General features: G+C 43.5%; 11 protein-coding genes. 5 read left to right on the forward strand and 6 right to left on the reverse strand.

Annotated elements, in window-relative coordinates:
• Positions 1–34: 34 nt before the first annotated feature.
• Positions 35–1,411: a lysine-sensitive aspartokinase 3 gene (lysC, locus tag M1F03_RS01985; RefSeq protein ID WP_154623879.1), complete on the reverse strand. Its 1,377-nt coding sequence runs from the start codon at positions 1,409–1,411 to the stop codon at positions 35–37.
• Positions 1,412–1,676: 265 nt separating this feature from the next.
• Between lysC and pgi the strand changes: the two genes are divergently transcribed.
• The 3 genes from pgi to ubiA all read left to right on the forward strand — a co-directional run bounded on the left by pgi (position 1,677) and on the right by ubiA (position 4,975).
• A complete protein-coding gene (gene pgi, locus M1F03_RS01990; protein WP_154623878.1) occupies positions 1,677–3,323 on the forward strand; it encodes a glucose-6-phosphate isomerase in 1,647 nt (548 codons plus the stop codon).
• A gap of 258 nt (positions 3,324–3,581) precedes the next feature.
• Complete coding sequence (ubiC, locus tag M1F03_RS01995) at positions 3,582–4,088, forward strand: chorismate lyase (protein ID WP_154623877.1); 507 nt, start codon at positions 3,582–3,584, stop codon at positions 4,086–4,088.
• A gap of 32 nt (positions 4,089–4,120) precedes the next feature.
• On the forward strand, positions 4,121–4,975 hold the full coding sequence (gene ubiA, locus M1F03_RS02000; protein WP_167520930.1) for a 4-hydroxybenzoate octaprenyltransferase: 855 nt from the start codon (positions 4,121–4,123) through the stop codon (positions 4,973–4,975).
• Between the two features lie 80 nt (positions 4,976–5,055).
• Here ubiA and M1F03_RS02005 read toward each other — a convergent pair whose 3' ends face one another.
• From M1F03_RS02005 to plsB, 4 genes are all read right to left on the reverse strand, one after another.
• Positions 5,056–6,135: a hypothetical protein gene (locus tag M1F03_RS02005; protein ID WP_272578412.1), complete on the reverse strand. Its 1,080-nt coding sequence runs from the start codon at positions 6,133–6,135 to the stop codon at positions 5,056–5,058.
• Between the two features lie 80 nt (positions 6,136–6,215).
• Positions 6,216–6,983, reverse strand: a complete 768-nt coding sequence (locus tag M1F03_RS02010; protein WP_318840066.1) for a ZirU family protein — start codon at positions 6,981–6,983, stop codon at positions 6,216–6,218.
• A 41-nt stretch (positions 6,984–7,024) separates the two neighbouring features.
• The gene (locus M1F03_RS02015; RefSeq protein WP_251464940.1) at positions 7,025–9,121 is read right to left on the reverse strand and encodes an inverse autotransporter beta domain-containing protein; all 2,097 of its coding nucleotides are present in this window, start codon (positions 9,119–9,121) and stop codon (positions 7,025–7,027) included.
• A gap of 753 nt (positions 9,122–9,874) precedes the next feature.
• The gene (gene plsB, locus M1F03_RS02020; protein WP_154623872.1) at positions 9,875–12,343 is read right to left on the reverse strand and encodes a glycerol-3-phosphate 1-O-acyltransferase PlsB; all 2,469 of its coding nucleotides are present in this window, start codon (positions 12,341–12,343) and stop codon (positions 9,875–9,877) included.
• A gap of 114 nt (positions 12,344–12,457) precedes the next feature.
• Here plsB and M1F03_RS02025 point away from each other — a divergent pair, with 114 nt between their 5' ends.
• Both M1F03_RS02025 and lexA read left to right on the forward strand, forming a co-directional pair.
• Positions 12,458–12,832, forward strand: a complete 375-nt coding sequence (locus M1F03_RS02025) for a diacylglycerol kinase (RefSeq protein ID WP_154623871.1) — start codon at positions 12,458–12,460, stop codon at positions 12,830–12,832.
• 136 nt (positions 12,833–12,968) lie between these two features.
• Positions 12,969–13,592 (forward strand): transcriptional repressor LexA, encoded by a 624-nt coding sequence (gene lexA / locus M1F03_RS02030; RefSeq protein ID WP_154623870.1) that lies wholly within the window; start codon positions 12,969–12,971, stop codon positions 13,590–13,592.
• A 185-nt stretch (positions 13,593–13,777) separates the two neighbouring features.
• Here the strand turns inward: lexA and zur are convergent, their stop codons facing one another.
• Positions 13,778–14,293: a zinc uptake transcriptional repressor Zur gene (gene zur, locus M1F03_RS02035; RefSeq protein WP_154623869.1), complete on the reverse strand. Its 516-nt coding sequence runs from the start codon at positions 14,291–14,293 to the stop codon at positions 13,778–13,780.
• Positions 14,294–14,521 lie beyond the last annotated feature (228 nt).

The following is a 14,521-nucleotide window of genomic DNA, read 5'->3' on the forward strand; positions in this document are numbered from 1 at the left end:
GTGATGACCCTCTTGTTAAAAATAAAATAATGGCTTATTCGAACAGATTTGAGTGTAAAGTCCGCACGATTTCTTCCGCATCGTTACCCGGTACAAGTAAGCAAATATTGTGGCTGCTAGCCCCGTAGCTGATCATGCGAATATTAAATGATTCTAAAGCCCCAAAAATTTGTTTACCCAGTCCATTCACTTGAGATAACTCATTACCAATAATCGCAACTAACGCGAGATTTTCTTCCACTTCAACGCGACACAAGGTCGAAAGTTCGGTCATCAGTGCGTTCGTGAGTAAGCTCCCATTAGTGCCTGTTGAGCCTGTCGTATCGAGTGTTAACGCGACGCTCACTTCTGACGTGGTGATCAAATCAACAGAAATATTGTGACGCAATAAAATCGTGAATATCTCAGCTAAGAAGCCGCGTGCGTGGAGCATTTTCAAACTATGCAATGTCAGTAATGTTTGTTTGCGGCGTAAAGCTAATGCTCTAAATTGTGGAGCATTCGCTGTTTTATCGCAGACTAATGTCCCCCCTGCATCTGGGTCTTTGCTCGAGCCAACGAACACAGGGATGCCTGCACGTACTGCTGGCAATAAGGTCGCGGGATGTAGAATTTTTGCCCCAAAAGTGGCCATTTCAGCCGCTTCATCAAAAGCGATTTCATCAATACGTTGAGCAGCCGGTACGACACGGGGATCGGTCGTGTAGATACCCGGTACATCGGTCCAAATATCAACGCGAGATAGGTCGAGAACCTCAGCGAGTAAAGCCGCAGTATAATCACTTCCACCACGGCCAAGGGTAGTGGTACGGCCTTTGCTGTCTTGACCAATAAAACCTTGGGTGATGAATACTGTATTTTGTAAACGCGGCAGCAATTGTTGACGCGCAGCCTCTTTTAACTGCTGTAAATCAGGTTCTGCACGGCCAAAGTTTGCATTGGTTTTCATGACCTTGCGGACATCGAACCATTGTGAATCGGTACCACGCTGACGGATCACTTCAACAAACAGTAGCGTTGACATTAATTCACCATGACTGACCATTTCATCCGTTAAGGCGTCTGATGTTGCAAGTGAAGCGGAATCCGCTAAATGGGCGATATTATCCAGTAAACGATTAATTTCTTCGCGAATAACGTCAGCATGCTGTAACTTATCAATAATTGCGTATTGAATGTCTTTGACCTTTTGCAGTAGCTCATTACGTTTATCAGTGTCGCAACCTTCGGCAAGTTCAATCAATAAATTCGTGATCCCTGCTGAGGCAGAAAGAACCACAACACGGACATGATTATTTGAAAGAACAATATCAGCACTTTTGTTCATCGCTTCAAAATTGGCGACACTCGTTCCACCAAATTTAGCGATAACGAACGGGGTACTTTCTGATAAAGACGCTACTGCATTCATGGTATCAATCCCTTTTGGCAATCTATTTTTTATATAGAAATATCGGGTTAGCTCGATGGCGTCAATGAAGAATCGATACAAATCAGTAATTCTAATGATGGCTAATTGATTATCGCTTTTCTCGATGGCTGTAATAAGCTCTGGAAAAATTGTAAAAAATTGACCAATATCATTAGGATGATTAGATCACAGGAAACTGATAGGTCGAGATGTCTCGGCGAGTTACAATTGACTTTTATTTCAAATCTTTTGGAGAGTGTTATCCATGAAGAGTATTAATCCAAGCCAGACGGCAGCATGGCGGGCGCTAGAGCAACATTTTTCGCAAATGAAAGAGACTCATATGCGTGACCTGTTCAAACAAGATAATGATCGCTTTCATAAATTTTCCGCGACATTCGGCGACCAAATTTTGGTGGACTACTCCAAAAACCGAATTACTGAAGAGACCCTGGACAAATTATTAGCGCTGGCGGAAGAGACAGCGCTGAAAAGTGCGATTGAAAGTATGTTCAGCGGCGAAAAAATTAACCGTACGGAAGACCGTGCCGTTTTACATATTGCGTTACGCAACCGCGACAACACGCCTATCTATGTTGATGGCAAAGATGTGATGCCGGATGTCAATGCAGTATTAGAAAAGATGCATCAATTCAGTGAGCGTATCATTAAGGGTGACTGGAAAGGGTATACAGGGAAAGCAATTACGGATGTCGTGAATATTGGTATTGGTGGTTCTGATCTTGGCCCATTTATGGTGACAGAGGCACTACGACCTTATAAAAACCATCTCAATATGCACTTCGTTTCCAATGTTGATGGGACTCAGATAGCTGAAACGTTGAAAACATTGAATCCAGAGACAACACTCTTTCTTATCGCGTCGAAAACATTTACGACTCAAGAAACCATGACCAATGCGCATTCCGCGCGTGACTGGCTACTTGCACAAGCAAAAGATGAACAGCATGTGGCTAAGCACTTTGTTGCGCTATCAACGAATGGTGAGCAAGTTGCTAAGTTTGGTATTGATACAGCCAATATGTTTGAGTTCTGGGATTGGGTTGGTGGTCGTTATTCTCTATGGTCTGCAATTGGGTTATCCATCATTTTATCCGTAGGTTATGATAATTTTGTGCAACTCCTTGAAGGTGCGCATGCGATGGATAAACATTTCACTCAAACCGCCTTTGAAAATAACATTCCTGTGCTACTTGGGCTTATTGGCATTTGGTATAACAACTTTTTTGAGTCGGAAACTGAAGCGATTCTGCCATATGATCAATATATGCATCGTTTTGCCGCTTACTTCCAGCAAGGCAATATGGAATCGAATGGTAAGTATATTGACCGCAATGGCAATAAAGTCTCTTATCAGACTGGCCCGATTATTTGGGGTGAACCGGGGACTAATGGGCAACATGCATTTTATCAATTAATTCACCAAGGAACGAAAATGATCCCTTGTGACTTTATCGCCCCGGCGGTAACGCACAATCCATTAGGTGATCACCACGATAAACTGCTGTCTAACTTCTTCGCTCAAACCGAGGCCCTAGCATTTGGTAAGACTCGTGAAGTGGTTGATGCGGAATTCGCAGCACAAGGTAAAAACCCAGCGGATATGGAATATGTTGCGCCTTATAAAGTGTTTGAAGGCAACCGTCCAACTAACTCGATTTTACTCAAAGAGATAACGCCTTATTCATTGGGTGCATTAATTGCAATGTATGAACATAAGATCTTTACTCAAGGGGCGATCCTCAATATCTTCACGTTCGACCAATGGGGTGTCGAGCTGGGTAAACAACTGGCAAGCCGTATTTTGCCAGAGCTAGAAAGTACCGATGATGTCAGTAGCCACGATAGTTCAACAAATGGATTAATTAATCGTTATAAAGCATGGCGTTAATTAACCTATCAGTGATAGCCTGCTAAGTTAGCAGGCTATTGCGGTTTAGTCATTTCAATATTAATAATTCTTTTATTGTTGATAACTCATTAGTTATTAAAAATTATTTCAAAAAATTTTCACAATTCATGTTTAATTTGTGAGTTTTTAACTAATTTGTTAGCTAACTTTAACCTTACAGCAAAACAACGTGATATCCTTCATAGTATGAACCAATATGATGCACAACCACATATTTTAGTGGTGGAATTATGAGTAATGGATGAAACGCTTTTTACCTCTCACCCGATAACTTGGCTGTCAGAAACGGATAACCTTGTTCCTGAAAATATTTTAGACTGGTTATATGAACTCGGGTCAATGACAAAGCGCTTAGAGCAGCACTGCCAACGTGTCACCGTCGTGCCTTATACACAACGTTATGTGACCAAAGAAGCTTTAAGTGAAGAAGAAGTCCAGTGTTTGCCTCCCAGTGAATATTATTGGTTACGAGAGGTCATTATGTATGGGGATAATATCCCGTGGTTGCTTGGGCGAACCCTGATTCCTCAAGAAACATTGACCGGAGAAGATCGTCAATTGATTGACATTGGTGCCGTTCCATTAGGGCGTTATCTTTTCAGTCATGATAATCTTACTCGTGATTATATCCATATAGGGCAGCAAAATTTACGATGGATCCGGCGCTCCCTATTAAGATTATCAGAAAAACCGTTATTATTAACCGAACTATTTTTACCTGAATCACCTGCATATAAAAGATAAAAAATAAAGGAGCACGACAAATGGAGGGAAGTATGGCGCTAAGTAAATGGCATGCCTACAGCCGTTTGATGCGTATTGATAGGCCCATTGGTTCATTACTGTTGTTATGGCCAACCTATTGGGCACTATGGATTGCAGCTCAAAGTATACCCAGTTTACATATTCTGATTGTGTTCACCGCTGGCGTGTTTTTGATGCGGGCAGCAGGGTGTGTGATTAATGACTTTGCTGATCGCCATTTTGACGGACATGTTGAACGCACGAAACATCGCCCATTACCTAGTGGTGATGTGACCGAAAAAGAAGCCAAAATGTTGTTTGCTGGCCTTGTCGGGTTATCGTTCTTGCTCGTTCTGACATTGAATGCTATGACTATTTGGCTTTCTATTGCTGGATTAGCGTTGGCATGGGTTTACCCTTTTGTAAAACGTGTTAGCCATTTACCTCAAGTCGTTTTAGGGGCCGCATTTGGTTGGTCTATTCCGATGGGATTCTCTGCGGTGAGTGAATCATTACCACTGGTTTGCTGGCTGCTGTTTCTTGTCAATATTTTATGGTCGGTGATTTATGACACCCAGTATGCGATGGTGGATCGCAATGACGACTTAAAAATTGGTGTGAAATCGACGGCTATTTTATTTGGTCAGTATGACAAATTGATCATCGGTATCTTACAAGTGGTGATGATTGGCTTGCTGGTGGCGATTGGGCTACTCGCCAATTTAGGTGTCACTTATTATATTTCGTTATTACTGGCTGCGTTATTGTTTGTTTATCAGCAAAAACTGATGGTCAATAGAGAGCGCGCTCCCTGTTTTAAAGCCTTTATGAATAATAATTATGTGGGTTTTATCTTATTTGTCGGGATTTTAGTCAGTTACTGGTAAACCAGTTTTTGATTAGTCAAAGGGGTAATGCGACTTACATTACCCCTCAGATTGCTAATTAAATTAACGATGCTGCTTGGCTACTCCAGTGTTATATAACCCGAACTGCCTTGTAATCTTTTTCCATTTTGAAAATGAAGGGTGGCATAAACAGAAATTGTAGCCCCCGTATTACTTCGTGCATTTTTTCCAAACTTTATAGCGCTTCCAGAATCAGTAACAAGTGAATGACTGTTAGTGAGTTCGCCAACTTTAACCTCATCTAGAGGATAATTTTTTTCTGGACCTCTTAAGTGCTCTTGAAATACTATTGCCTTAAGAGCACCATAACCAGGGTTCACATAATTTATCTCTATATTGTATCCAGGGCCGGAACGATCCCCTATCTGGTTGCCGTTAAATAGCCGAATTTCCGGTGGTGGTACTGCTTTAATCACATTGAGCGCCTTTGACTGAGCTTGCGCACCGGTATTCGGTATCCCACTGATTGAACGAGGGGTGACGTTAAAAGAAATTGCACACCCGACATCTGCATCTTGTAGGGTATAAGTCTTAGCTGTTGCTAGTGTTTTTTTACTACTACTACGGGAACAAATCCACTCGAATTGGGTACCGCTGCTTGAGGTATCTTCAAGGTCTTTGGGGGTATCACTATCATGGTAGAGATAAGATCCAGTCAGCAATTGTCCTACTTCTGGTTTGCCATAAATTTTCACTGCGACGGCCTCAGGTGCCAGCCCTTGGGTGATGATAGGGGATGAAGTGAATGCTATGCCAGTTGCTGGTTCCGTGATTGCAGGATCGGTTTGCGGTGTGACCATGATGGTCAGTTTTTTCCCGTTGCCATCTCCGGGCACCAGTCGATAGCTATTTTCTGTGGCCTTTGGAATATCTTTACCATCCAGTTGCCACTGATAAAGTGATGTCACTGGCGTGTCATGATCCTCATCTGTTATCGTTGGAGTGGCCGTGACGGTATCATGGACGGCTGGTGTCATCTTATCAAATGTCACATCACTCACGACGGGGGCGTGCCCTATAACGGGAGCGGTTCTTGTATTAACCTCGCTCACAGAAGCGGACACACTTCCTCCGATGATCAGTCCTATTGCTAGTGTTACCAGACAAATAAGATGGTTGATTTTTGTCCTCTTAGCCATTTCATGAATATCCTCTTCTAGTGTCGTCGTTTGTGATAAAAATGACCGCAACGGGAGCAACCCGCCGCGGCTCATACTGATTATTTGTTAGAGACGATAACTTGAATTTTTCGTTTCTGGTCAGTACCCTTAACGGTGTACTCTTTCGTGGTTGCGCTCGGAATATTACTGTATAAGCCTGAACCCACTGCACTCTCAAGCTGCCACTGGTAAGTCAATTTGCTAATGTCACAAGTGCCATGACAGGTAACATCTGCTGTCAGCTTTTTACCAACCTCTGGTTTTCCTGAAGTGAGACCGGAGATGGTCACGGCTTTCACGACACTACCATTCACTGTTGTAATTCCGCTACCGTCCGGTAGCTTGGTTCCTTTAATATCTAGGTAGGTTTTCGCTCCCACGGGTTTGCTCTCTGCGGGATCGGTAGCATTTGGATCAGTGTGCGCAATTGCTTTGACTGTGATAGTTTTCCCCAGCAACTTATTTGTCAGTATTAGCTTGTCACTGGTCTCGCTTGGAATCGTTGTTCCGTCTGCAAGCCACTCATAGCTAATGGTGACTTTATCGCCATCTGCATCGTCGAACGCAAAGCCTGAAGCCTCCAAAGTGTCATTTTCTCCTAAAACATTGTCACCATTTTTGTCATTGGCTTTGATTTGCCCATCTGTTTTCAGAACTGGCGCATGACCGATAACCGATTTTGTCGCGGGGGAGGTCACCGAGACAGGAGTCGTCGTGGAGGCTGCGAGTACAGGCGTACTGACAGCCATGCTCAGAACTGCACCCGTTATCAGGAGAGCGAGTTTGCCTTTGCCTGCTATTAGGTTTGGTTGCTGATTTTTGTTCATCTGATTGTTACCTCATATTTTTAAATGCCCGATGGGCGTATTTAGTGTGCCGTTACTCGCAGTCTGCGCTTTTGCATCTCTGTCGTGACGGTATACGTAATGGCTGTCGCGCCACTTATAGGCTGATACTGTCCTGACCCTTGAGTTGTCTCTACTTCCCACTGCCACGCGGTTGGCAAAATACAGTTATCTTGGCAGTCTGGGGTGGCAGTCAGGACATCACCAACCACAGGATGCCCTGTCATGGCGGTACCGTTTCGAAATATCTGTATCCCCACGGGGGCTGCCATCACTTCTACTGTCGTCGACGCGATACTGATACCATCTACCTGTGGGGTCAGGGTAAGAGTGCCGGGAAGCTTTCCAGCTGTTATGGTGGTGGTGTAAACACCGGGAGCCGTTTCTTTCAATGCCGCCAACTTAATGCCACTTTGCGAAGGCGACAGGGATGGCCCATCTTTCTTTGTTTTGAAGGTAAATGGCAACTGAATAGAAGAAGCTAGCCCCGTTACCGGTGCGTTTTGTTCATCTCGCATCGTCAGAGTCAATATTTCGGATTGAGCGATATTCAGTGAATCTGACCCCACTGTTAGACGTGAGTAGCGGTTAGAAAGCCCAGCGTCCACGATGATCGTGACATAGACCGGTTTTGACGCATTTCCCTTCCCATCCCATGCGCTGGCACTCAGGGTATAGGTATTCGTTGACCCCGCTTGCCAAGCTGGTAGGCGTATCTGCCAAGCAGTCAGACTTTTGCCAGCAGACTGCACTTTCCCGCCTTTGGATGAGAATGCGCTAAGCATTCCCCATTCCACGCGTTCAGCGCCGTATTTTGCGTTCAGAATGGCGTTAACTAACTGCTGGCTAGCGCCACGGCCGCGGATGACCTGTGGCAGTATCAGACTGATAAGTTCCTGTTTACGGTATTCGAGCACGATGTTGTTATTGCGCTCTACCAGTGCCATACGGTTGCCTGAGAGCGTGCGTAGATTCGCTACTGCGGCAGATGACACTTGATCTTTCCAAGGCACGCCTAATGAATAGGTTAGTTTTGCTTGCAGCTGAAGTTCATCGCTCCCGTTTCCTTTACGCCAGTCAGCGCCGAGGGTGACCAATGGGAAAGGGGTATAGTTCACTCCCACCGTGATCGCTTTTGGAGCCTGACTACGCGTATCCTTATCTTTTAGCGCCACTTCATCCCCGAAATATTGTTCATATTTCAGTTTGCCGCCAAGCTGTGGATAAGACGGTAACCAGCCACTGGCGGTCATATCAAACCCATTGGCTGGTCGTTCATCATAGTCGTCAAAATCCCGTGACTGATGCCAGTTGCTGAGTCGTAGATAACCATTAGCAGAGAAACGTAGGTAATCGGACGACAACTCTCCCCCGATACCGGCTCGACGGTTATTACCAGTAATATCGATGTCATAAAAGGTGTTTACACCATACATCCATTGGTCATTGAATCGACGAACTCCACCCCCTAAGTTTAGCGTGGTGCGCTCATCAAGGTTTCGCCCACCGAACTGGGTGAAGACGAGCCAATCCGGGTTTTGATACAGGGGGAGCAGCATGTCAGCAGATAGGGTACTCTGTGACAGTTTGTCTCCCGGCTGCACACCAATCTGTGCAGTGCCATACTGATTCAGCCAGTTTTCTACGGTTGATGAGGCTTTGGTAACGGCCATATTTTTGGCTTGTCTGGAAAGATACTCGTTAGGACTTTGTGTGTTCATAGACTCAAAAAAGTCGGGAGCAGTACGAGACAACCAGTTCTGTATTTCATGATCTTGTTGGTCAGCCTGCTCTTTTGTTGTTGCTTTTTTGTTAGCGGCCTTTATTGCGTGTGTGCTTGGAACATCAATTTCATCTCCTGCCGATAGCTGTTCAAAAGCGCGGGGAAACTGACGCATTTGATTCAGGGTTTTCAGTTCCTCCACGGTCAGATCATACTGATGAGCCACGCTGTAAACGGTCTCTCCTGCTCGCAAATAGTAAGGTTTCACTTCCACCTCACCCACAAAGTCCGTCGCAAATACTGTCGCTGCGGGCATGATGGAGACGGACAGTAAAACGGGAAGTAATAAGTGCCTCTGAGATGATTTGATACTGTGATGGTTAATACCAAAAATCATTGATCTATTCCTTTTATTCCTTCCTTTAGGAAGGTATTTCCATTGCGGATAGCTGGGTAATAAATGCTAATTACCTTACTTAGAGAGATCAGTTATTAGGTTATTTAAACAATAACGATAGCTGAACGCACCAGAGTGCTAAACACCAATAATAAAGTGCGATAGGCAGATATTGAGTTGTATATCTATAATTGATTGCTATATAAGTCTGCGCTTTATTTGGTTTGTGGATATTAAAACCTGACTCAATATTGCTGTCTCGTTTTGACGTGTAATGTATATATTCAGGCTAATAATGAGAACGTACTTGTTTGGATTAAATAGGAAGTCAGAAACGGTGGGATGAATTAAGGAAGGGGAATGTATTATCAATTAAGATCACTTTTTTATACTCGTCATATTCCAAGCCGCGTATTATTGGCTATGTTCATTTGCACTCATCAATTCACAACCTCTTAGCCAATGTTTCTTTAGGTGATTGACGTTTTCTTCTATTAATTCAAAATCACGCCGCGATATGTTGAATTCGTTTTCTGTCAGGAATATTGAACCTTAAAATAATAGGCACTCATTCAGAAACGGTAAGAACGCTTATCGTCAGCACCTTCAACAAGTGACATATTCCTATTTAAGTGGGTCTTGATGAAGCGGTATGTGATTTTGGGCTAAGTCGGTATAGCTGACGAGATGGATACAAATAAGGGGGAATGTTAGACACATTCCCCCTTAGTTTAGGGTTGTAGAGTAAACTAACTAATCTTCTTTTGCGGGTTCTTTCTCAGCAGAACGCTCTTCTGGCTGGCTGACGCTTTCGATAGTTAAACGTATTTCTGGCGACATTAAACGTGAAATAACAGAATACAGTTTTTTCGCGTTGGCCGTAAAAATGTCGTTTTCATCGTTATCGATATAGCCTTCTTCTCGGAGTGTTTCCACTAAAGTTGAAAAGACAGCTTTGTCAAAGAACTCCGGTGCATTAATGCCATGCAGCACAGAAAGTCGCTGAGCAAGCATGCGGCTTTCTTTCTCTAAGGTATTACGGCTAATTTCAGGGCTCGCATTGAGTAGAGAAAGCGTAATCGCATAGCGTTGTAATGTCTCGCGGACACCTGCGGCAAGTAGCTGCAACGGTCGAATACGACGAGGATTGAGTACCACGACGCCGTCTTCTTTCACGCATACCAACTGTTGATGGTTGAGTTCATCAATTAAAGTATCAACGACCTCTATCAAAGATTCGTTATCAAAGCGCATAAATAGTTCCGCTTTGAGGAACGGGTAAATTTGCCCAACCTGATAGTGGATATCTTGGCGACTGATGCGCTCATGGTGTAGCACAATACTTGATATCAGTGATGGTAAGACCAAAAGGTGATGGATATTATTGCGATAATAGGTCATTAAAACAGCATTTTCACGAGGCAGAATAATAATATCCCCCATGCTATCTTTTTCGACTTCAAATTTATCCATCTGCAAAGCATGTTCTAACAATTGCTCGGCGGTTTTATTGGGTGTCGTTGTATCCGCAGTGTAAGGAACATTACGTAATAATTGCAGGTAACATTCGACTTGCTCAATCAGTTGTTCACGCGTTAGAGAGCGTTGACGTGAAGCCAGTAGTGCCGTTGAACAAAGGTTAATCGCATTGGCAGCCGCTGCGTTATTGATATTCACCATAATATTATCGGCCAAACCACTCACAACAGGGTTTAACCAACTTGGTCTTTGAGGCTCAATAGGATCGATAGAATCACGCCAATGAGGCACATGTTTCGTTAAATACTGTGTTAACGAAATCGGCTGGCCAAAATTAACGTAGCCTTGACCTAAATTACGTAATTTACGCAGGCCCCGTACCATCGAAAAGAAGCCTTCCTTCTCCTTTTCAGCACCTCGTAGCTCTTTTGCATAGGTCCCCACCTCCATAACATGTTCATAACCAATATAAATCGGTACGATAGTAATAGGGCGAGAGTCACCACGTAGCATGGCCTGTAGTGTCATCGACAGTGTGCCTGTTTTGGGTTGCAACAAGCGACCTGTGCGAGAGCGTCCACCTTCAACAAAGTATTCAATGGAATAACCCCGTGCAAACAGCTCACTGAGATATTCACGAAATACGGTCGAATAAAGTTTGTTTCCTTTAAACGTACGGCGTATAAAGAAAGCGCCTAAATGGCGGAAAATTGGACCTGCTGGCCAAAAGTTTAAGTTGATACCTGCCGCGATATGAGGGGGGACCAACCCTTGATGATACAGAACATAAGAAAGCAATAAGTAATCCATATGACTACGATGTGATGGCACATACACAATTTCATGGCCATCTTGCGCTAACTGACGAACGCGTTCCGCATGCTGAACATTGATCCCTTGATATAAACGGTTCCAAGTCCAGCCTAATACTCTATCCGTCAAGCGTATTGCTTCATAAGAGAAGTTAGCCGCAATTTCTTCCATCATATTGACGGCATTTTGCTGTGCTTTCTTCAGTGGAATTTTTTTACTACGTGCTTCATCTTCAACCGCTTTTTCAATCGCTTTTGAGGTTAATAGCTTATTGAAAAGATCTTGGCGGGCAGGCAGTTTCGGACCAACTGCCGCGAGGCGTTGACGTGAATAATGGATACGGGCAACACGTGCTAGTTTATTCGCAATAATCGTATCGGTACCATGCTCTTGCGCCATCACTCCCATGGATACGGTTGGCGAAAAACGGACAAAACTATCTCGCCCAAGCCAAATCACGGCAAAGAATTTTTGGATACCGTTGAGTAAGCGTAAGGGGGGAGCCGGTGTATGGCCTTCTCGTCCAGGTGCACGACCAAACATCACGGATGCAGGTAGCATTTGAATATCGAGATTCGGATTACTACGATGCAAGTCTAGGTATGCATGGAATATTCTTACTGACTCTTTACGTGGGTTTGGTGAGTAGTAGCGAAAGACTCTCGGACCATCATCAATGAAGACATAGGCCGGTAATTTAGTGCCATTAATGTCATTATCGACCAACGGGTCAGGTAGACCGATCGATAAGCATTGGTGACGTAATGTTAAAAGGTCAGACTTGGAATGATAAGGCAACACGTATAACGTGGGCCGGCTGGTGTCCAATTCCAGTTCTGATATCGGGTCTGTTGGAACGAGTTTACTCTTTACCAGTAATTTAAGTGGTAAATTCAACGTGTTGTAATATATTTTACGCCATAGTGACATAAATGATTATAGCCTCTTGTTAACAATGCTTCGCAAGCATACCAGAAATCAACTGGCAAATGATTAACTTTGACCGCAAAAAATGATTATTGTTTGTAATTTTGAGGAATAAATATGGCGAACCAAACTAAGGGATTGACTCGTGTAATAAAGGCTGCGGGGTATTCCCTTAAAGGATTAAAGGCGGCTTGGATTAATGAAGCGGCCTTTCGGCAGGAATCTGTTGCGGCATTGATTGCCGTCATTATCGCGCTGTGGTTGGATGTGAGTTATATCGATCGATTATTGTTGATCAGTTCCGTTGTGCTGGTGGCGATTGTTGAATTACTGAATAGTGCAATTGAAGCGGTGGTTGATCGCGTGGGCAGTGAATATCATGAATTGTCTGGTCGAGCTAAAGATATTGGTTCTGCCGCGGTGTTTGTGACCATTGGACTCGCGTTGGTTATTTGGGCAACCGTTTTATGGCAACACTATTTTGCTGGCTAATGTCGAAATTGTCGCAAAGCGATAAATCCTTGATGAGCTTTCAACAAATATGGCACTTCAGTGATTTAAGTGTTTCAAAACTTCATTTACCTGTATATACTCACAGTCTGACTGTATAAACAAACAGGGGAACGAGATGAAAGCACTGACGGCTAGACAACAGCAGGTTTATGATCTGGTGCGCGATCACATTTCTCAGACGGGTATGCCACCTACACGCGCTGAAATAGCAGCAAGCCTTGGTTTTCGTTCGCCTAATGCGGCAGAAGAGCACCTTAAAGCCTTGGCACGTAAAGGGGTCATTGAGATTGTTTCAGGGGCTTCTCGTGGTATCCGTTTACTACTTGAAGAAGAAAATGATGCTGAAGTTCAGGGGCTTCCTTTGATTGGACGTGTTGCTGCTGGCGAACCTCTATTGGCTCAAGAGCACATTGAAAGTCATTATCAAGTGGATCCTGCTCTATTTAAGCCCCATGCTGATTTTTTATTACGTGTTAATGGTATGTCAATGAAGGACATTGGGATTATGGATGGCGACCTTTTAGCTGTGCATAAAACACAAGATGTCCGCAATGGGCAAGTGGTTGTTGCACGTATTGAAGATGAAGTGACTGTGAAACGCTTTAAGCAGCAAGGTAACCGTGTTGAGTTAATCGCTGAAAATGCAGAATTTGCTCCGATTATTGTTGATCTGCGTCAGCAGAATTTTACAATTGAAGGGCTAGCGGTTGGCGTGATCCGTAATGGTGACTGGTGCTAATGTTAGCGCCATAAAATACCCTCAAAAATATTGCTGGCAGATTTACTATGTATCTATTTTAGGAGTCTGCCTGCGATACCTTTCTTTTACTCATTAGTGAGTTTATCTGTGCACCCGACTTATTAAGAGACATAAAATATTACGCTCTACTATAGTGTGTTTTGTCTATTTTATTGTCTTAGTGATTACTTTTTCTTTGTCTTAATAGGTTGTTCATGGTCATGATGACAATGCTCATGGTCTTTACAGCTAGCTAACTCACTGCATACTCGGCATAAACCATGGTTCTCAACGACGGTATGACGGAGTTGAAATTGATTTTGATTAGCTAAATCTAAAATAGCAGCTTCTATGGTTCCGCAATCACTTTCTGCTACGCCACCGCAATGATCACAAATCAACATGACTGAGATATGGCTAGGATTGTCAAAGTGATGGCAGATAACATAGCTATTTGTCGATTCGATTTTATGAATAAAGCTCTGTTCCATTAAAAATTCAAGCGCACGATAGACTGTTGGTGGCTTGGCTTGAGGCTCGACTTCACGCAGCAAATCGAGCAGGTCATAAGCACTTATTGCACCGTGTTGTTGCGCTATTAGCCGTAGAACGGTTTCCCGCTGAGGCGTTAGCCTAACACCTCTTGATTGGCAAATTCTTTCGGCCATCACTAGCAGCTTATCCTCACTCATTATTTTCATGGTCGTTGACCCCACAGCAAAAATCCCAATGATAGTGAAGACAAGTTTACCATAACTTTATGATACATAGAGACTGAAATGAGAATGAATAAAAAGTGAGGCTTAGAAAAAAGCGTATTAGGAAAAAATCACAACCATTTAATATTCAAATAAATAAATCACATCTCACAATATACGTTAATATTGTATTTTAAACATGTTACTAAAAGTGAGTGAAATAGGGTTATA

Origin of the sequence: Providencia sp. PROV080 (genome assembly GCF_033688105.1) — a bacterium.
GTDB classification, from domain to species: domain Bacteria; phylum Pseudomonadota; class Gammaproteobacteria; order Enterobacterales; family Enterobacteriaceae; genus Providencia; species Providencia zhejiangensis.

Coding starts and splice junctions, on each gene's coding strand:
- lysC (WP_154623879.1), bottom strand. CDS start 1,411: ATGAATGCAGTAGCGTCTTTATCAGAAAGTACCCCGTTCGTTATCGCT.
- pgi (WP_154623878.1), top strand. CDS start 1,677: ATGAAGAGTATTAATCCAAGCCAGACGGCAGCATGGCGGGCGCTAGAG.
- ubiC (WP_154623877.1), top strand. CDS start 3,582: ATGGATGAAACGCTTTTTACCTCTCACCCGATAACTTGGCTGTCAGAA.
- ubiA (WP_167520930.1), top strand. CDS start 4,121: ATGGCGCTAAGTAAATGGCATGCCTACAGCCGTTTGATGCGTATTGAT.
- M1F03_RS02005 (WP_272578412.1), bottom strand. CDS start 6,135: ATGGCTAAGAGGACAAAAATCAACCATCTTATTTGTCTGGTAACACTA.
- M1F03_RS02010 (WP_318840066.1), bottom strand. CDS start 6,983: ATGAACAAAAATCAGCAACCAAACCTAATAGCAGGCAAAGGCAAACTC.
- M1F03_RS02015 (WP_251464940.1), bottom strand. CDS start 9,121: ATGATTTTTGGTATTAACCATCACAGTATCAAATCATCTCAGAGGCAC.
- plsB (WP_154623872.1), bottom strand. CDS start 12,343: ATGTCACTATGGCGTAAAATATATTACAACACGTTGAATTTACCACTT.
- M1F03_RS02025 (WP_154623871.1), top strand. CDS start 12,458: ATGGCGAACCAAACTAAGGGATTGACTCGTGTAATAAAGGCTGCGGGG.
- lexA (WP_154623870.1), top strand. CDS start 12,969: ATGAAAGCACTGACGGCTAGACAACAGCAGGTTTATGATCTGGTGCGC.
- zur (WP_154623869.1), bottom strand. CDS start 14,293: ATGAAAATAATGAGTGAGGATAAGCTGCTAGTGATGGCCGAAAGAATT.